Annotated in this window: 21 protein-coding genes; 15 read left to right on the forward strand and 6 right to left on the reverse strand. The window is 44.9% G+C overall.

Annotated elements, in window-relative coordinates; all coding sequences use genetic code 11:
* The first annotated feature begins 26 nt into the window (after positions 1-26).
* The 7 genes from mutS to K0A89_01190 all read left to right on the forward strand — a co-directional run bounded on the left by mutS (position 27) and on the right by K0A89_01190 (position 8,416).
* A complete protein-coding gene (mutS, locus tag K0A89_01160; GenBank protein MBW6517099.1) occupies positions 27-2,672 on the forward strand; it encodes a DNA mismatch repair protein MutS in 2,646 nt (881 codons plus the stop codon).
* Complete coding sequence (gene mutL / locus K0A89_01165; protein ID MBW6517100.1) at positions 2,659-4,398, forward strand: DNA mismatch repair endonuclease MutL; 1,740 nt, start codon at positions 2,659-2,661, stop codon at positions 4,396-4,398. Before mutS ends, mutL begins: the two co-directional genes overlap by 14 nt.
* Positions 4,399-4,430: 32 nt before the next feature.
* Positions 4,431-5,063 (forward strand): MarC family protein, encoded by a 633-nt coding sequence (locus tag K0A89_01170; GenBank protein ID MBW6517101.1) that lies wholly within the window; start codon positions 4,431-4,433, stop codon positions 5,061-5,063.
* A gap of 187 nt (positions 5,064-5,250) precedes the next feature.
* Positions 5,251-5,946, forward strand: a complete 696-nt coding sequence (locus tag K0A89_01175) for an energy-coupling factor ABC transporter permease (GenBank protein MBW6517102.1) — start codon at positions 5,251-5,253, stop codon at positions 5,944-5,946.
* Positions 5,943-6,278 carry an energy-coupling factor ABC transporter substrate-binding protein gene (locus K0A89_01180; GenBank protein MBW6517103.1) on the forward strand — a complete coding sequence of 112 codons (336 nt, stop codon included), beginning with the start codon at positions 5,943-5,945 and terminating at the stop codon, positions 6,276-6,278. The genes K0A89_01175 and K0A89_01180 overlap by 4 nt, the downstream gene beginning before the upstream one ends.
* Before the next feature lie 2 nt (positions 6,279-6,280).
* Positions 6,281-7,063 (forward strand): cobalt ECF transporter T component CbiQ, encoded by a 783-nt coding sequence (gene cbiQ, locus K0A89_01185; GenBank protein ID MBW6517104.1) that lies wholly within the window; start codon positions 6,281-6,283, stop codon positions 7,061-7,063.
* Positions 7,064-7,072: 9 nt separating this feature from the next.
* Positions 7,073-8,416 (forward strand): ATP-binding cassette domain-containing protein, encoded by a 1,344-nt coding sequence (locus tag K0A89_01190; GenBank protein ID MBW6517105.1) that lies wholly within the window; start codon positions 7,073-7,075, stop codon positions 8,414-8,416.
* Between the two features lie 40 nt (positions 8,417-8,456).
* Here K0A89_01190 and K0A89_01195 read toward each other — a convergent pair whose 3' ends face one another.
* On the reverse strand, positions 8,457-9,575 hold the full coding sequence (locus K0A89_01195) for a DUF362 domain-containing protein (GenBank protein ID MBW6517106.1): 1,119 nt from the start codon (positions 9,573-9,575) through the stop codon (positions 8,457-8,459).
* Positions 9,576-9,829: 254 nt separating this feature from the next.
* Positions 9,830-10,962 (reverse strand): IS630 family transposase gene (locus K0A89_01200; GenBank protein MBW6517107.1). Its coding sequence is split into 2 segments (ribosomal slippage): positions 9,830-10,533 and positions 10,533-10,962, totalling 1,134 coding nucleotides; the frame shifts between segments, so codons are not numbered across the junction.
* A 349-nt stretch (positions 10,963-11,311) separates the two neighbouring features.
* On the opposite strand from K0A89_01200, the gene K0A89_01205 reads away from it, so the two are divergent.
* Positions 11,312-12,895, forward strand: a complete 1,584-nt coding sequence (locus K0A89_01205; GenBank protein ID MBW6517108.1) for a cytochrome c family protein — start codon at positions 11,312-11,314, stop codon at positions 12,893-12,895.
* Between the two features lie 103 nt (positions 12,896-12,998).
* On the opposite strand, the gene K0A89_01210 is transcribed toward K0A89_01205, so the two are convergent.
* Positions 12,999-13,709 (reverse strand): hypothetical protein, encoded by a 711-nt coding sequence (locus K0A89_01210; protein ID MBW6517109.1) that lies wholly within the window; start codon positions 13,707-13,709, stop codon positions 12,999-13,001.
* Positions 13,710-14,183: 474 nt separating this feature from the next.
* On the opposite strand from K0A89_01210, the gene K0A89_01215 reads away from it, so the two are divergent.
* From K0A89_01215 to K0A89_01225, 3 genes are all read left to right on the forward strand, one after another.
* Positions 14,184-14,363, forward strand: coding sequence for a hypothetical protein (locus tag K0A89_01215; protein ID MBW6517110.1), 180 nt, complete (start codon positions 14,184-14,186; stop codon positions 14,361-14,363).
* A gap of 98 nt (positions 14,364-14,461) precedes the next feature.
* Positions 14,462-14,698, forward strand: coding sequence for a hypothetical protein (locus K0A89_01220; GenBank protein ID MBW6517111.1), 237 nt, complete (start codon positions 14,462-14,464; stop codon positions 14,696-14,698).
* A complete protein-coding gene (locus tag K0A89_01225; GenBank protein ID MBW6517112.1) occupies positions 14,695-14,961 on the forward strand; it encodes a type II toxin-antitoxin system RelE/ParE family toxin in 267 nt (88 codons plus the stop codon). Before K0A89_01220 ends, K0A89_01225 begins: the two co-directional genes overlap by 4 nt.
* A gap of 131 nt (positions 14,962-15,092) precedes the next feature.
* Here K0A89_01225 and K0A89_01230 read toward each other — a convergent pair whose 3' ends face one another.
* Positions 15,093-15,260 (reverse strand): hypothetical protein, encoded by a 168-nt coding sequence (locus K0A89_01230; protein MBW6517113.1) that lies wholly within the window; start codon positions 15,258-15,260, stop codon positions 15,093-15,095.
* Between the two features lie 717 nt (positions 15,261-15,977).
* Positions 15,978-16,451, reverse strand: a complete 474-nt coding sequence (locus K0A89_01235) for an ATP-binding cassette domain-containing protein (GenBank protein MBW6517114.1) — start codon at positions 16,449-16,451, stop codon at positions 15,978-15,980.
* 324 nt (positions 16,452-16,775) lie between these two features.
* Here K0A89_01235 and K0A89_01240 point away from each other — a divergent pair, with 324 nt between their 5' ends.
* Positions 16,776-17,069, forward strand: a complete 294-nt coding sequence (locus tag K0A89_01240) for a MarR family transcriptional regulator (protein MBW6517115.1) — start codon at positions 16,776-16,778, stop codon at positions 17,067-17,069.
* 369 nt (positions 17,070-17,438) lie between these two features.
* Positions 17,439-17,720 carry a MarR family transcriptional regulator gene (locus tag K0A89_01245; protein MBW6517116.1) on the forward strand — a complete coding sequence of 94 codons (282 nt, stop codon included), beginning with the start codon at positions 17,439-17,441 and terminating at the stop codon, positions 17,718-17,720.
* 125 nt (positions 17,721-17,845) lie between these two features.
* Here the strand turns inward: K0A89_01245 and K0A89_01250 are convergent, their stop codons facing one another.
* The gene (locus tag K0A89_01250) at positions 17,846-18,007 is read right to left on the reverse strand and encodes a hypothetical protein (protein ID MBW6517117.1); all 162 of its coding nucleotides are present in this window, start codon (positions 18,005-18,007) and stop codon (positions 17,846-17,848) included.
* A 191-nt stretch (positions 18,008-18,198) separates the two neighbouring features.
* Between K0A89_01250 and K0A89_01255 the strand changes: the two genes are divergently transcribed.
* Positions 18,199-18,555 (forward strand): dihydroneopterin aldolase family protein, encoded by a 357-nt coding sequence (locus K0A89_01255; GenBank protein ID MBW6517118.1) that lies wholly within the window; start codon positions 18,199-18,201, stop codon positions 18,553-18,555.
* 16 nt (positions 18,556-18,571) lie between these two features.
* Positions 18,572-19,342, forward strand: coding sequence for a prepilin peptidase (locus tag K0A89_01260; protein MBW6517119.1), 771 nt, complete (start codon positions 18,572-18,574; stop codon positions 19,340-19,342).
* Positions 19,343-19,351: the final 9 nt, after the last annotated feature.

The following is a 19,351-nucleotide window of genomic DNA, read 5'->3' on the forward strand; positions in this document are numbered from 1 at the left end:
AAATACATCCAACCGGAGCCCCCTCAATGGAAAAACTCACCCCTGCCATGCGCCAGTATTACGACGCCAAACAACAGCACCCCGATGCCCTCATCATGTTCAGGATGGGGGACTTCTACGAATCCTTTGGCGAGGATGCAGCCACCATGGCCCGGGAACTGGATATCACTCTCACAACCAGGGGTAAGGACAAAGAAGGCGAGAAGATGCCCCTGGCAGGCATACCCTACCACGCTCTTGATTCATACCTGCCCCGCCTGATAAAAAAAGGCTACAAAGTGGCCATCTGCGAGCAACTTGAAGACCCGAAGATGGCAAAAGGCATTGTCAAACGGGGCGTGGTCAGGGTGGTCACTCCCGGTACTGCCATGGACTCGTCCATGTTCCCGGATTCTGGCAGCAATTACCTGATGGCTGTGGCCCGTCTGGACAAACAATTCGGCATCTCGTTCATTGACATCTCTACTGGCGAGTTCATCACCACCCAGGTAAATGACGTGGAAACCTTTGATGCTATTGTGAGTGAAGCAGCCAGGATGCGCCCCGCCGAATGCATCATGCCGCCAGACCTGTACAATAATAATATCCTGACCGGCAGACTGAAAGAGAACATGAAGATCATTATCCACCAGTATGAAGCAGACGCATTTGGACCAGGTATCGCCAGGCACCGACTGCTTGACCATTTCGGTACCACCACCCTGGAGGGCATGGGACTGGAAGACCTGCCCGCCGCCACTTCAGCCGCAGGTGCCGCACTGGCCTATGTGGAAGAGACCCAGATGAGGGGACTGGACCACATCCAGACTCCCCAAACGTATTTCGAGAACCAGTTCATGGTACTGGACTCCATCACCCTTCGCAACCTGGAACTGGTCAAGAACGTGCGTGATGGCTCTGCCGATTCCTCATTGCTCAGGGTGTTAAACCATACCAGCACACCCATGGGCTCCCGGTTGCTGGTAAAATGGCTGCTCCAGCCCCTAATCTCCGTACGTGACATCAACCTGCGTCTGGACAGCGTGGAAGAACTTTCACACAACACCCTGCTGCGCTATGACCTCCGCTCGCTTCTCAAAGGTATCAGGGACATGGAACGTCTTACCGGGCGCATCGTCTATGGCAACGCCAATGCCCGCGACCTGGTGGCTTTGAGGACATCACTTTTTGCCCTGCCCCAACTTAAATCAGCACTGCAGGGAGACAATGTCAGGTCAGACCTGCTCACATCCATCCAGCAGGACCTCAACGATTTTGCTGACCTTTCAAGCCTGCTTGATAATTCCATCGTAGACGAACCGCCGGTATCGCTTCGGGAAGGCAGGATAATAAAACCCGGATACAATACCCAGCTTGACGAGTTGAACGACATGGCTGCCCACGGTAAGGAATGGGTGGCAAAACTGCAGCAGCAGGAGCGGGAGCGAACCGGTATCAAATCCCTGAAAATTGCATATAATAGAGTGTTCGGATACTTCATTGAAGTAACAAGATCCAACCTGTCCCAGGTTCCGGACGAATATATCCGAAAGCAGACCACAGCGAATGCCGAGCGCTTCTACACTCCCGAATTAAAGGAAAAGGAGGCAATGATACTCTCTGCCAATGACAGGCGGGTAGCACTGGAATACGACCTGTTCATCGAGATAACCGGGCTCATCACAGGACAGGCATCTGCACTCCAGGAAACAGCAGGGCTCATCGGTAAACTGGATGTTCTCACAAACCTGGCAGAAATGGCAGTGAACAACAATTATGTCAGGCCTGAAATACACGATGGCTGCGACATCTTAATACGGGACGGCCGCCACCCGGTAGTAGAATATTCGGTTCCGGGCGGGTTCGTACCAAACGATACCCACATGGACTGCAACAATGAACAGTTCCTGCTCCTCACCGGCCCGAACATGGCGGGAAAATCCACCTACATGCGCCAGACTGCACTTATCGTTATCATGGCTCAGATCGGATGCTTTGTGCCGGCATCATACGCCTCAATCGGCATTGTGGACCGGGTGTTCACCAGGGTTGGGGCTTTTGATGACCTGGCAAGCGGGCAGAGCACGTTCATGATAGAGATGGTGGAACTGGCAAATATCCTGAACAATGCCACCCCAAAAAGTCTCATTTTACTCGATGAGATTGGCAGGGGAACCAGCACCTTTGACGGTTACAGCATAGCCCGTGCCGTGGTGGAGTTCATCCACAACAGGGGCCGGGTAGGGGTGAGGTCATTGTTTGCCACCCACTACCATCAGCTGACCAACCTTGAGGGCAGTCTCAAGCGGGTCCGTAATTACCACATTGCGGTAAAGGAAGAAGGGCATGACCTGGTGTTCCTGCGCAAGATCGTCCCGGGAGCTACTGACAAGAGTTACGGCATCCATGTTGCAAGGCTGGCCGGTGTACCGCTGAAAGTGACCCAGAGGGCAAAAGAGGTATTAACGGAAGTAGAGAGTGAGAGCCTGGGACGCAAAGGAAAACGCAGCGCAACCTATACCCAGTTAATGCTGTACGACCCTGGCAGCAGAGAAACTCCGTCGCTGCGACCACACCATCCGGTGATCGAGACCCTCAAAAAGCTGGATGTGGACACTATGACCCCACTGGATGCACTTAACACACTATCCGGGCTGAAAAAACAGGTTACTGAACATCATGACAATGAATAAGATACATCTTCTGGACGAGGCTACCATCAACAAGATAGCAGCCGGCGAGGTTATTGAGCGACCGGCATCGGTCATCAAGGAACTTCTAGAGAATTCCATAGATGCAGGAGCTACTGATATCAGGATCGAGGTCATAGGTGGAGGCACCCGGAGTATCAGGGTCACTGACAACGGCAGCGGTATGAACAGGGATGATGTATCCCTCGCTTTTTTAAAACATGCCACAAGCAAGATAACAGACGTTACTGACATTGAGAGTGTTATGACCCTGGGATTCAGGGGAGAGGCGCTGTCATCTATTACGGCGGTGGCAAAGGTCGAGATAGTGACAAAACGGGAAGGTGACCTGGAAGGGACCCGGCTGGTGGTGCATGGAGGAGAGGTTGTAAGTATCGGTGATGCGGGTACCCCAAAAGGTACGTCCGTTATAGTTGAAGACCTGTTCTACAATACACCTGCCCGCAGGAAATTCCTCAAAAAAGGCAGGACCGAACTGGCAAATATCGTAGAAGTTGTTACCAGGAACGCACTGGGGCACGACGACATCTCATTCTATTTATCTCATGATGACAGGGAACTATTCCGCTCCCCTTCATCGGGAGACCTGTTCGACACTATCGTACACATCTACGGGCCTGAGATTGCCAGGGAATTGATAGCTGTTGATTTTTCAAACAACCTGATACGGATATCCGGGTTCATATCAAGACCGGGATTCACCAGAGGTGATAAGGACTACCAGGCATTTTTCATAAACGGTCGGAGTGTAAGGTCAAAGTCCATAAGCGATGCCATCAAACTGGGATATTACACCATGCTCCCGAAGGGTCGGTATCCTGTGGCTATACTCAATTTTACCCTGGATACGTCAGAGGTGGACGTGAATGTACATCCAACCAAGCAGCATGTCAGGTTCAGCCATGAACTGGCACTGATGGATGCAGTTGCTGAAGCCATAGGTTTTGCACTGGCACAACAGGAACTATTGCAGGAAAAGGAGTATAAAGGTACACAGACGAGATTGTCAACTGACAGAATTGATGTCCCCGTCATCCGCGAGACACAAACCGAATTTCAAGTACCAGTCAAGGATACACAGCGCAGGCTTACTCGCACAGACAGATATCTGGCACTGGTATCCGGGGAATCTGAACTACCGTTTGACATTGAGATACTGGGTCAGGTGGACAACACGTATATCGTAGCCCGGACTCTGAACGGACTAATATTGATCGACCAGCATGCGGCTCATGAGCGTGTTCTCTACGAACAGGTGAGCAAATCGGGTATCAAGGGGTCGCAGGAACTCATAACCCCGATAAATCTTCAATTGAGTTCAAAGGAACGTGTGTTGATAAAGGAGTATATGCCTCATCTGGAAGAATCGGGACTCGGAATAATCGAATTCGGTCCGGATTCCTTTGCTGTGCGTGCAGTACCCAACATACTGGGCAGACTTGAAGACCCTTCAGTGGTACATGACATCATAAGTGACATTCTATCAGGCGGCAGGGTAAAGGACAGGACAGGGATTTCTGAGCGTGTGCGGAATAGCACCGCCTGCAGAGGGGCTATCAAGGCAGGGGCAAAATTGACACCAGAGCAGATGAAGAATCTTGTATTCCAGCTGTACCGCACCAGAAAGCCGTATACATGTCCCCATGGCAGACCTACTGTGGTTACTTTTAGCAGGCAGGACCTGGACAAGTTATTTAAGAGGATATAACGTTACTTCTTAAGGAATATCATGAGGCTATCATGGACGCAATAGCATTCTTTATTTTTTCGTTCGTATCAATATTCGTTATCGTTAACCCGGTAAGTGGAGTACTTACCTTCATTTCCCTGACTGCACAGATGGATTTTGAGGACAAGAATGCAATGGCAAAGCGGTCTGTGGTCCTTGCCTGTATCATTGCACTCTTTTTTGCCATTACCGGGGATCTGTTATTGAAGGTTTTCGGTATCAATGTTGACCTGTTAAGGGTAGCAGGAGGAATCCTGTTATTCACCATTGCATTTGATATGATGCATGCCAGGATTTCACAGGAAAGTGTGACCACAAAAGAGATCCAGGAGTCACAGAACCGTGATAATGTCTGGATATTTCCTATTGCCATGCCTATCCTGACCGGACCCGGTACTATTACAACGATCATCGTGCTGATAGGCTCAAACGATGTGGTGGAACATAAATTAATAGTAATTCTGGCTATCCTGCTGACCTTTTTATTATCCCTTATCGTGTTCATGTTCTCCCGCCGGATCAATAAATGGATAGGTTACACGGGAATGCTGGTATTTACCCGTATCATGGGGTTATTCCTGGCTGCCCTCGCCGTGGGTTTCGTCACTACCGGCATCTGGAACATCTACCAGACCTTCCTGTGATGAAAATTTGTGAGGCAGGTCATTCTCCTATACCAGGGTGCAGAACGGGAAGGGTATTTCAATACTTTCAGCATTGTGCTGTCCCGAAATCTTTTCGTTACTCTTATATATACCCTGATTAATTCAAGTAAACTTGTTATAACATCAATTTATTTGATTTATCCTACATATCAAACCGGTGACACGTATGCATATTATGGAAGGTTTTTTACCCGGCCCCTGGTGGCAGTTATGGTTTGTCTTTTCCCTACCTGTCATTCTATACGGTATTCGCAAACTGAACCGGATAATGGACGAAAAACGCGACCTTTTACCACTGCTCGCCGTAGCCGGAGCCTATATATTCGTCCTGTCCTCCCTGAAACTCCCGTCCGTGACCGGAAGCTGCTCCCATCCAACTGGCACCGGCATGGCAGCAATCCTTTTCGGGCCAGCGATCTCAGCCGTTCTCAGCATGATAGTGCTGCTCTACCAGGCCCTGTTCTTAGCCCATGGCGGCCTGACCACACTGGGCGCCAATGTGTTTTCCATGGGTATAGCAGGCCCTGTCATCGCATTTGTGGTTTACAGGACCGGTATGAAAGCAGGCCTGAATTTCTATCTTACTGTGTTCCTGGCAACAGCAATGGCAGACATGGCCACCTACATGGTCACTTCAATGGAACTTGCCCTGGCATTTCCGGCACAGACCGGCGGCATAATGGCATCCTTTAAAGCGTTTGCAGCTATCTTCGCCCTTACCCAGCTTCCCCTGGCTGTCATGGAAGGTGCCATAACCGCACTCATCTTCAAGTACGTTATACAGGTCAAGGGTGATGTACTGGTAAAACTTGATGTGATTGGTGAGGCGGGATTGAAAAAGATAAAGGAATTAACAACATGAAATTAGAAATCATCGTGGCTGCCATAGTCCTGCTCTTTACGGCCCAGTTCCTCTACATCTCATCTACTACGAATGCCGAGTTTGGTGGTACAGACGCCCGGAGCGGGGGCGTGATAGAAGAATTGTCAGGTGGCACGTACGAACCCACTACAAAACCATTCTGGGAACCTCCCAGCGGTGAGATAGAAAGTCTCCTCTTTGCTCTCCAGGCTGCGCTCGGTGCCCTGGTCATAGGTTACTTTTTCGGATATTACAGGGGTAAGAACCAGCCCGCTCGATCAGGTCAATCTATTCAGTCCCCTCACTCAGACACATTGAAGCCCGGGACTTGAACATGAACAACATGCTGGACGACTATGCACTGATAAGCCCGCTGCGGCACAGCAATAACTATCTCAAGCTCACCGTTGTGACTGCAGGATTGCTTTTTGGTGTATCGGCCACTTCACCAGTGACACCCCTGTTCATAGCTTTGTGCATGAGCTTTGCAATAATTGTTTTCGCAAAAGTACCGGTTACGTTCTACGTACAACTCATAACCTTGCCACTGGGATTTGCAGCTACGGGGTCCATTATTATCCTGTTCTTTTTTGGTACGGGTATTGAAATGGCAGCAATGGACATTGCCGGCCACCACCTTGCAATTGGAAGCCAGGGGCTGGACATGGCGGTTCTGGTGATGGCGCGGACCCTTAGCGGAATGTTCTGCCTGTTCTTCCTGGCACTTACAACACCAATGGTCGAACTGTTTTCCGTGCTCAAATCATCCAGGGTGCCAGCAGTCATTATCGAATTATCCATGCTTGTATACCGCTACATCTTTGTACTCCTTGAAGTAGCTGCGAGCATAAAATTCGCCCAGACGGTTCGACTGGGGTACAAAGATATACTGAGTTCGCTACGTTCCACTGCCATGCTGGCAGGTACCCTGTTCATCAGGTCATGGGAACAGGGAGAAAAGCTGTACCTTGCCATGAACTCCAGGTGTTATGACGGGAAACTGGCCATGTTCTGCCCTAAATATCCCATCAGTACTCCCGAATTGTTCATCACTTCCCTGTACATACTATCCATCATCGCCATTTTCATTACAACGGATCATATACCTGCGGTATGAGGAAGAATCATGGTCATAATTGAAACACGAGACCTGAAATATATATATCCTGACGGGACACCTGCAATAAACGGGATTGATATCAAGATTGAAAAAGGGGAGAAGATAGCCTTTGTTGGCCCGAACGGTTCTGGAAAATCAACACTGTTCCTGCTATTGAACGGTACCCTGAAACCCCAACATGGTCAGATATTATTTCATGACAGACCGTTGAAATATAATTCAAGATCCCTGAATGAGGTAAGGAAACAGATAGGGATTGTGTTCCAGAACTCGAACGACCAGTTATTTGCTCCGAGCGTATACCATGATGTGGCTTTTGGTCCTGTCAACCTGGGATATGCCCAAGATAAGGTCGAAAGCTGTGTCAATAGCACGCTTGAAACCTTAGGTCTCACGCAACTCAGGGACAAGCCGCCCCATCACCTGAGCAGCGGACAGAAGAAAATGGTTGCGATCGCGGGTGTGGTCGCCATGGAGCCGGATGTTATTATCCTTGATGAACCTCTGTCCAACCTTGACCCGGCCGGGGCCGGCGAAATTATGGAACTGCTCAATGAACTGAAAACTCTTGGTAAGACCTTAATCGTTTCAACTCATGACGTGGACCTGGCATCCAGATGGGCTGATGTGGTGTATGTCATGAAAGAGGGGAAAATATACCGTTCTGGTCACCCAAGCAGCATTTTTTCAGACCTGGCCCTTATGGAACACGCGAAACTAAAACTTCCGGCCATTGTTGAAACCTTCAGGGAATTTGAAGCAAGGGGCATTGCCGAAGGGCATGTTCCCATGACACTCCTTGACCTTATGGATTCAATGGAGCGTTCCTATATCGGGGTCAGGTGTGCGGTGGCAGACCATGATATCCAGAAGGGGGCGCAGGTTGGACTGTTCATGCGGGAAGGCACCATAATAGCAGTTCCACATTTAGAGCAGGAAGCAACTGGCAGGGCTCTATCTGATGCTGCCTCCGGTGATGAAGTAATGGTCGAAGATGTCAGGGGTTCACTTTCGTCTAAGACCGGTTGCATTCATGTGGTCAGGATACCAAGGGTGATCGAAGGCGGTTCAAAGAATGTGGATATTGAAGGGGTCAGGGCATTGCTGGAGAGGAATACGTTTGACAGGGTGGGTGTCATGGGCACTTCCGCCAGGGTGACTGCAGAAAAAGCAGGGATACATCCGGATTTTGAGGTCGATGTCATCCAGTCGGCCATGCTCTTTGCGCTGCGGGGCCTGGATTGTTTCGTTCTTGCCAGCGGCGGGATGGCCGACCTGGTAAAAAAGCGGGTAGATGGGCGCAACAACAAAGGACATCGACATATCCAGTGTACCTTTGAAAAGATATAACAATAAAATTTATTTCTTATAATATCGATACTCTTACCTTTCACTTAACAATCCTTGCAAGCAGTGATTTTTGTATGGATATGGAATTATGGGGACAGAGTTCAAAACAGGTATAGCACTGTACACACTTCTCATCATCGATTTTGACCGGGTACGGCAGTTCAATAGCAGCTGTAGGGCAGTTCTGAATACATGCACCGCATTCCTGGCATGTATCCTGGTCAATCCTGGGTTTCATTGAATAGAACCTGCCAAGATACCTGATGAGGAATGCAGGTATAGCAGCATAGGGTGCCTGACCCGGCCGTTTAAATTGGATACACACCTCATCAGCCGGGTCGCCAAGGAGCATGACCTCTTCAGGAGTAGCTGGCCCCAGACCTCTCGCTGCGGCATCTGTAGTTGTCACGATGTCATCGGGGTCAAAACCAATTAGCCTGGAGGCGATCATATCAAGTGCCACGCAGTTTTTAGATGCCATTATCACTCCCACATTCACCGGGTCGCCCCGGGATGGTCCGGCCCCTTCCATCCCTACCACCCCGTCCATGATTGCAAGAGCAGGCGGGCGTACGGAGAATATATCCACCACTGCCTGGCTGAAAATATCATTCTTGCCCAGTGCATGCGCTTTTTTCCTTATCTTAGCAGGTACGGTCCCGAACATGTTCTTGATGGCTCCTGTGAACAGGGTAAGTTCGTGGGTCTTGAGTTTTGGCAGTGTTATTATCACATCGGCATCAAGCACGGGTTTTGCCACATATATCGTATCTAACTGCTTTCCATTCGGGACATCGACCTTCTCATATCCACACACATCAAAATTAGCGATTTCAACCCCCAGTTCTTCAGCTGCCGTTTTTATTCCTGAGACTTCCAGGGCCTCTGCGGTTGCACCGGGGTGTACCATACCGGCACCATCCCCGACAATGGGAATGCCCCCAGCATCCTGTACCAGTTCGATTACTGCCGATACCACTGAGGGATGGGTTGTCACAGCATCCTCAGGTGGCCTGGCAGACAGCAGGTTTACCTTCAACAACACTCTGTCGCCCGGATGTATGATGTTATCAAGGCCCCCGATAAGTTCCAATGAATGGGTGACGGCTTTTTTCACACTGGCGTAATCACTACAATGCACAATGGAAACGGAAGTCATCTGGTTTTCTGGTTTTCGCATACTAGCTCTACTCCTTGTCTTAGATTGATTGAGAAGAGAATATTCATGTGTATCTGGAATGCATGTATATTATTCTGAATATTGATTATGGGAACATATACGATGCAAGTCCTGGAATAAATTGAGGAAAATACAGCGGCACTAACTTGACAACAATTATAATTGTCATAATGTTCATGAAAATTATCTTTCTCAGCTTTTTGTTCTCGAACAGATACAATACTACTGTCAAGTCAATCCTCAAGTGTCGGATAAAGCCGAGATAACTTAATCCTTGCATCCTCAGTTGTAAATTGCCAATTAACTTTCGCATTTTTATTGTTTCTGTATTTTTGCCATGCCAGTACTTCATCACTGACAACCGCAATGTCATCGATTCTTCTGTTTAAACACTGCCCTGTGAGCACGTTTAATTTTATCTCAGCCATATTCAACCAACTCCCATGCTTTGGAGTATACACAAACTCGAATCTGTCCAATATTGCCTTTGCCTTCTCAGGCTGAAACGTTTCATAGAGCGATCCTGGAACGTGTGTGTTCAGATTGTCCATCACCAATATTATTTTTTCTGCTGTTTCGTATTGATCCTCAATCTCCTCCAAAAAATAAGCCCAATCCTGCTTGGTTCTTCTTTCAGTGACCTTCACCATGCGCTTTCCTGCCAATGGTTCACAGACGATAAAAACATTGCACATACCGCAACGCCTGTATTCATAATCATACATGGTCGGATGCCCTGGCGAAGCAGAGATTGGAGTTCTTGTCTCTGCAATTAGCTGCTTTGGGGATTCGTCCATGCATACAACAGGATATCGTGGATCAAACGGACGTTTGTAAACATCCAACACTATTTCCATATTTGCAACAAAGTTACCGTTTTGCTCTGGAGGAATTACCCAACCTTTTTGCTTCCAAGGCTTGATCTCGTTTTTTTTAGGATACGACGTACCGTTTCATGGGAGATGCTATCAATATATTCGAGTTCGACAACCTTGTCGGCTAACAACCTAAGAGACCATCTCGCAAAACCTTCGGGTGGCTCACCGCAACTCACTGCAACCAAATGAGCTTCAAAGTCCCCGTCAGCTTTTTTATCGTAGATGCGGTCTCTCTTTCTTCCGTTGAGGGCAACTTCGATACCTTCCGAGACAAAACGCTCCTTCACTCGGTCGATCTTTCTCATACTTATGTTCAGGATGTGGGCAATTTCTTCGTTGGTCGAACGTTTTATCTGATACTCACCTTCATCGCATCCAAGTAGAATCAGAGCGTTGAGAATTTTCTGTGATTTATGTGTACCCTTGGAAATAAGTGCTCTAAGAGTTTCGCGTTCATCTTTAGTAAGCGTCACGATGTATTTCTTCATTTTCAATTCCCTCAAGTTGATTATGAAGAACATATATTATATACTTTACGACATTATATGGTTGACTTGACATTAGTATAATTCTTAACCCGAATCATCCGGTTGCTACATCGAATGCTGAATGTGATAGATGTCATAATGATGGAACAATTTTGACCCTGGCTAATGTAGACTTCCATGATAAGGCAATCAGACCTGTTGGAGGTGACAATTGTCTGGATTGTCATAGTTCTGCTCAATAGAAAGGGGAACAAAATAATGAAATGAAACGAAAATCGAACCTCATCATTAAGACGATCTGACCCGGAATTGTCAAGAAGAACGAACTATTAAAGGAGGCAAAGAACTTATGAAAATAAGGTGGGTTTTGATCTATGCGGTCTTATTAATGATTGTTATTAGCTATGGTGCCTCATCATATCCTTCATATAATACAGAGGAAGATTGCAGAAGCTGTCATGGTATTACAGTAGACCGGCATCATCTTCTGATACCAAATGGAACGTATCAATGTACAGATTGCCATGCAATGAAATATGACACACAAAATCAGATCTATTATCCTGAAGTAATTAGGAATTGTCTGACCTGCCATGTTGGAAAAGAACATACGGATGCACATCATCTCCTTGTACAGCAAGGTTTATTTGTATGTACTGATTGCCATGCAATGAAATATGATACGCAAAATCAAACTTATTATCCTGAAATAATATGGGATTGTACTATATGCCATTCGACCGTATTGATTCCAGGTACCCCCGTTCCTACACCTACGCCAACTCCAGTAAACCCACCAACAATTTCCAACCTTTCTCCGACATCTCCTGCAAAAGATATTATTGGGGCTTCAAGGGAATTCACTATTACAGTTGATCAGATAGTAGATTTTACCTGGTATCTTGACAATAATCCGGTTCAGTCAAATGAAAGTGTTCTTTATGCAGGTTATACCAATACAGGCGCAGCCTTGGGAGTATGGAACATTAGTGTAAAGGCTTCTAATGTCGATGGAAATATTATGTACATCTGGACATGGAACGTGTCATCAATACCTCCTCCACCAGTCATAACCATCTCTTTTCCAACCTCATCAATAAACGATATTGTTGGAACTTCAAGGAAATTCGGGATAACAATTGACCAGATTGCTAACATTGTCTGGTATATTAATGGTAATCCTGTCCAGTCTAATGTCAGTGTCATGGGTGCGAGTTATAATAATTCGAGTACGACCATTGGAATCTGGAACGTGAGTGCAATAGCGACAAATGCCAACGGACGTGCATCGCATACTTGGACCTGGAACGTGGCACCTCTCCCTGTTCCCCCGGTCATCAGTAATTTTGCACCCAATCCGTTAGTAAATGATATTGTGGGAGCTTCAAGGACCTTTAACATCACGATAGATCAGCCTGCTGACGTATCCTGGTATATCAACGGAATCCTGGTCCAATCCAATGGAAGTATTTCAGAAGCACGATATACTAATAACAGTTCAGCTGTGGGAACGTGGAACGTGAGTGCAATAGCGACAAATGCCAACGGAAGTGTAATGTGCACCTGGACATGGAAAGTAATGTACTATTTCAGTGGTTTCCTGTCGCCCATAAAAACTGATGGAAGAAGTATCTTCAAGCTGGGAAGTATAGTCCCAATAAAGTTTCAATTACGCGACGCTAATGGTAACGATATCAAAAGTGCAGATGTAAGATTAAATTTCACTAAGATAATCTCAACCGCTACAGGGACATATTTAGAACCTTTTTTGATAGAAAATGAAACAACAGGGGATGTTTTCATATTTAGCAACACGAGCAATATGTATAAGTATAATCTCGCAACTAAAAATATGTCAAGTGCAACCTGGCAGATAAGGGTGGATATTGATGATGGAAATTCGAATACGGTAAATATTTCACTTAAATGTTAAGGCATCACGTTGATCATGACCTGATTTTCTCCTGCATCAGGTTAAATCTCCTAATTTTTCCCCATATCTATTGCATCATGATGGTTAGTCTATAATGCAGTCGTTAGCCTAAAGAAAATGTTACCATCTTGCGTTCAAGTCTCATATCAGCAGGGTCATCCTCCACATCAAAATGAGGGATTCCGTATTCATCGTTCATTTCAGCAACAATCCTTTCAAAATCCGACCCTGCCATCAATTCCCGGAAAAGCACAGCCATTTGCCCGACCTTCTTGTAATCGCAGAACCACTGGTGCAGGATAAGGTCTACCCCTTCATATCCCACAAAGTCCCTGAACGCATCTTTGTAATACATTTCGCTCTTGCAGCAGTCAAGGTAATATAATTGATACGGTTTTTTATCTGGATGTTCAAATCCTGCTTTCATTGCTTCAGTAAAGATAGTCACATCGTCGCTCAGGCTGATATGTTTACCATATCCAGCATGGGATTTCAGGTATATGACATCCTCGTTTATGAGAGATTCCTGCCAGAGTTCCTGAAGGTCATTATCATAATCCCTGCCATGGACAAGGCGTATGCGCGCAGTGATATCATTATCCTCATAGGTGAACGTGGTCTTTAATTCGTCATACCCGCTACGGTGTTCAGTCATCCCGAATCCGATGTTCCTGAGCCTGAGCCGGGCTCCCAGAAATACACTATAGTCGTAATAAGCACCCCACGGGTCAGGCCCTATCAGAAGGGTGGCATTAAGTGTACCGCCATCGAACAGCATATCATATCTGGGTGCATTACGGCTCTTATTGATCATCAGTAATGATTTCTCTTATTTTCAGTAAATATAAATTTAACGCATTGTAAAGCATGTGTTAATCTGCGGTTCGTTGTTTTATAGAAACATGGAGTGCAAGTCATCAGGAATAATCTTAATTGGACTTCTTCGCCAATTCCTCCATAAAATGATGCTAATAAATTCATCCAAACCGGAGTTGTATTTGACCTGGAGAAAGAGAGGACCCCAGTTAAGAAAAAAAGAACTCCAATCCGAGAATGATAATTCCGGAAAGCACGCCAAATGATACTGGGATTCCTAAAATAGATTAAATGCGTATTTTTGTCATTTCACAATTATCCATGACCGGGGGCTCAAATTCACTTTTTTGTGATAGGGATAAACCAAAAAAAATACTAATTGCGAATACGATCCCGCTTTGAATGATTGATAGAAGCACTAATCGCGGCAATGGTAGAGGAATGCTTTTCAGAATGTCACCCTGAAGGGTAAATGCATAGGGCTGCGATAACGCTCAAAATGCTTGCTGTTACCAATATGAAAAACAATTTCCTATTTATTGATGGAAATGTATTCATATTTATTCTCCTTTCAGGAAGACTCGAAAAGTACTTGCCAACCCCCCATACCATAATGGCAGCCAGAGCATACCAACAGGTGCACCCTGCATAAGTGTACCAAAAATGGTGGCAGGAAAGCGGAAGAATGGAGGGGAAAAGGACTGCATATATCAAAATATATTTAATATATAATAACCTATAGGTGACTATATGAATTCTTCAACAACAATCTGTCTGGACCCTAAAGTTAAGGATATGTTAACATCTCTAAAACATTATCCTCGTGAATCATATAGCTCCGTTGTGAAGAGATTGGCAAATATGGCGATTGATAAAGAATCACTCAGCGACGAAGCAATAAATGGTATAGAAGAAGCATTAGAAGATATCAAACAGGGGCGATTGCACTCCGAAGAAGAAATTCTAAAAGAGTTTGACCTGTCATGAGCTATAAGGTCAAGTATACATCCAAAGCGAAAAGGGATCTTCAAAAGCTCCCCCTGGATATTGCACAGAGCATAATTCTATCGATTCATGATATTAAGAATGATCCCTATTCTTATGTAAAAAAGATAAAAGGGACAAAAAGTCATCCTCTCTATACTCATCGGATTGGTGAATATCGGGTAATATTGGACATTATTGATGATAGTCTGTTGATAATAGTGATTGAAACGGGTCACCGAAATAAAATCTACCGGAAATATTAATGAATGAAATTCACCCTTTTTTTAGACATTAATCATCAAATAATTATTTTGCAGCCATGACAGCACTCCACACGCAACAACTGAATACAACTCCCCCAACCCACAATTAATAATTAGTTTTGAGCCCCCCTTCAAGCATCCATCCATACTTCACACCCAAAGCCTGCAGGAAGAATCGAAAAGCGCCTGCCTGTACCCTCGTCACAAGGACGGGCGGGAGCATACCGGGAGGGGCACCCTGTTATGTGAAGATGAAGGGGCGGAAGGAGAACTGAAGAAGGATTGGTACTGGGTTTCATTATTTTTCAGACACAGATTTACACAGTACAGATATTCTATAAGGGTGGTGTAAGAATTACCATTAAAAATTAGTTTCGAAACAGGATTCAAAGGAACAAATAGTCTTATTTAAGAATAAGAAGACCAGGTATTATTATTACGGGGAGTTGTTTGGAGAAGGTGGAATTATGAAACAAGTGACCGATTTTTTGTCTACCAAAAAAGCAAATAAATGATTAAAAGAAAATCAGGACAAAGAGATAATTGATATTATACTAAACCGCATCTATTTTTTGTAACTTTTATATATACTCATCCTTATATTTTTTATTGCATTCAACGCTGCAGGTTCAGCAGGTGACTTGATAATGATCGCGATGCTGTTATCCCATTCTCCAGATACCCTTGTGCAGGATGTGGGCTCAAGTTTAATTGTCTATGGACCTTGAACATCATTCAGACAGCAATAATGCTTGGAATCATCGGGGCCTGGTGTCCCATAATGAAAACGATGATGTTCAAGCGGCAGGGCCAGGTCGTCATACCCAATGGAACAAATCTTCTGAGTAAAAGTATTGCCTGGGTAGGCAGGACTCTTGCGAAGTTCTGGTCACCATCCCAACCAGTCAATCCTGATATACTGGTTTGTGGTGAAATGTCCCTTGACCAGTTCGGTGTGACTGGCAGGATAATTCCCACTCCCGGTCATAGCGATGGTTCCCTATCGGTCCTGCTATCTACAGGCGAGGCTTTCGTGGGTGATCTGGCCGTGAACTACCTGCCCTTCGGACTTGGCCCGATCTTCCCACCCTCTGACACTGACCGCCTGAAAGTTCGGTCGCCTTGTGGTCCATCCGGTCTTCAAGTCCAACCAGTCCAAGAAGCTCTTGTGCCCGAACATGATAATCTGAGCCGTTCTTTTTGTTGGCATACGTGGGCAGTTCAACATTCTGGATCGCAGTCATTCTCGGGATCAGATTAAATGTCTGGAAAACAAAGCCGATCTCCTGGCCCCGAAGATGGGCCAGTTCATTATCTGAGATGTTATGTATGTCCTTACCATTTACGATAACCTGTCCTTGCGTAGGTCTGTCAAGGCACCCTATCATGTTCATCAAAGTACTTTTACCGGAACCTGATGGACCCATAATAGCAAGGAATTCACCAGACCTGATCGTCAGGTCTATACCATTGAGGATGGGTATTTCCATACCCCCCGGTGATAACTTTTCTTTACATCGATGACATCGATGACCGAGACATCATCCGCAGATGATTCATGGCTATTTTGTTCATTCATATTTTCCACCCGATATTTGGTAACGCACTAATATTCCACAAACCAATCTATTTATAGACATGTTTAATCTAGAATACGCATATTAATGCATATATATTTAGATAAATCGACTGGTTTGTGGATATATTACATATGCACTGAACATAAAAAAAGTAGATTTGAAGATAATTAGTGAAATAATACTTAAAAACGAATAGTTTAATATATATTCTAGGTCAATATATTTGTGATCGATATGGGTTCATTAGAAAAACTATTCGGAAAAACCGCCCAGCTTCAAGTTCTTGAAAACATTCTCAACAATCGTGGTAATACCACTTTTTTATTCGGTATCGCAGAAGAGACCGGTCTGTCCCATTCTAGTGTATCCAGGGTTATGGAACCACTGATTAAACTGGGGATTGTGAAAGAGCAAAAGGTAGGAAAGGTGTTCAGGACATTTGCGCTTGACGAAGAGAATGAATTCACAAAGAAATTATTGAAGTTCCATAAAGATATCGAGAGATTGTCGGAAAAGTACCAAAATTGAAACATTGAATGAAATTCAACTCAGTAAATGGCTATGCATTGCCACATTGAAATTTCAGGTAGGGTTGAAATATCTCGAAATATCGACTTTTCCGATAGTCCCCATATATCCACAATGTTAATATAATATTTTTTAAATACATGGAACCGTTATCAGAAGAAATTATTGATTTTTTGTAGATACCTGTGGAAAGTGAGCTATATCATCCAGATTTATACAACCACCTAATCAATATTACAACTACTTAGCATAATGAATGAAGTCATTACACATAAGATTTGTCGACTAATACGTAAACATTTCTATTTATCTACTCATCTAAAAAATAGATGGCAATCCTTATTACTGATTAACTGATATTATTTGATAATGAGTGCTCTTGAAAAAGTATTCGGACGGACTGCACAGATGACAGTGCTTGAAAATCTTATCGAACACCAGAATGAATCTACGTACCTGTCTGGTATCGCAGAAGAGACCGGGCTGTCCCATTCAAGCGTTGCAAGAGTTATTGACCCATTATTGGCTGCCGATATTGTTATTGAAAAGCGCCTGGGAAAGCAGATACGTACATTCAGGTTGAACCTGGATAATAAAACAACTAAATTGGTACTGGATTTTCATACAAGACTGAACAAGGAATTCAAATGAACCGTTCAGGCAAGCCCGATAAGAGGTCAATCATTCGATAGAATTCCTGGAATGGACCAAATGAGAATTCCATGAATACACGACATGACTGTATCTTAGACGTTTATGCAACCTTATGGCGGGACCTACGAAATAACGAAACTGGTATCGATGTTCCTGTTATCTACGACAAGCTGTAATTTTAAAACAGTACACTCGTCATCATCTTTTAACACTTCATTAAAATATTTTTCAAGGCTATTCCCCACGACAGGTGTGGCAATGCCCAGCGAAATATTCTTTTGCATCTCTTTTCCCATGATTTCGAGAGTACCTGCTATGAGCACACTACCCAGTTCATTAATGATCGTCTGGTTATTACCATATAGTATGATATTCGATTATTTATATGATAAATGAATTGGACATTCTTGCGAGTTCCATTCAAACGATAGTGTAAAAAGGTAAATGGTTTATACTTTCTCCTGGTATTTATATAATGATGGTCATAACTGACAGGGATAATGCCTTATTTGAAGCAGGAATAAAATTAGGTGCACTTTATCACCAGTTTGTAGGTTCACCGGTAAATCCCGGAAGCGTTGATAGCCTGGAATCAGCTATCAGCCAGAGCATTTCTGTCCAGCCCTATGTCCGGCACATCACGGTTCGTATCGACAGGGATATGGTACATGAGAAGGCAGGTGGAGAATTCGGATACTGTGAACTGGAAGGACGAATGCTGGACGTGGAAGCCACGATCCTGTTCAATGATACGACAGCGAGGGTAGGATTGAAATTCGATAGAGAACGTGATTACCCTATGATGCGAATAATTGAAGTACGTGAAAAGTAAAACGGACAAAGATACCATGGAAGTCATCGAACTATTAAAAGTGCTCTATTGCTCACCATTTCTTCTCTACTCATGTTACACGGACATCCGGACACGCAGGGTTTCAAATCAGGTCTGGAAGCTCATGCTTATGGGTGTTGCCCTGTTTGTTGCCAATGATATTATGAGAGGTGGCATCCCTACCCTGGTCTCACTGTTGATATCGGCCGTCATAATATATATTTTTGTGTATGTAATTTTCCAGTTAGGGGGTTTTGGCGGTGCCGATGCCAAGAGCCTGATAGTATTGTCCATCCTGTTCCCGGTCTACCCCCAGATACAGGTATCAGGCACATACTTCCCGTTACAGGGCGTGCCTTTAATAGGATTGTTTGCTTTTAGCGTATTTGGCAATGCGGTATTGCTTACCGTAGTTGTGCCACTCGGAATGCTGGCCTATAACCTGTTTACTCTCAAGCCAGGCGAGATACTGCAAAGACCCGCATACCTATTTGTGGGTTTCAAGACCGATATTTCAAGACTATCGGGGCGGCATATCAAGTTGATCGAGGAATATTCACTGTCTGATGGTAAAATCCATACTCGGTTCAGACGTAACGGTGTCAGGATAGATAACGAAATTGTTGGGAAGCTTGAAGAATATGCTGCCTGGGAACTGATTCCGCGACGGGTATGGGTCACGCCGGGGTTGCCTTTCATGATACCTATAACCCTGGGATTCTTTGTTGCAGTATTTTTCGGGGACCTGATATTTCATCTCACAAAAATCTTAATAATAGGCGGGTAATTATAATGT

It is taken from the genome of ANME-2 cluster archaeon, assembly GCA_019429385.1.
Lineage (GTDB): Archaea > Halobacteriota > Methanosarcinia > Methanosarcinales > Methanocomedenaceae > Methanocomedens_B.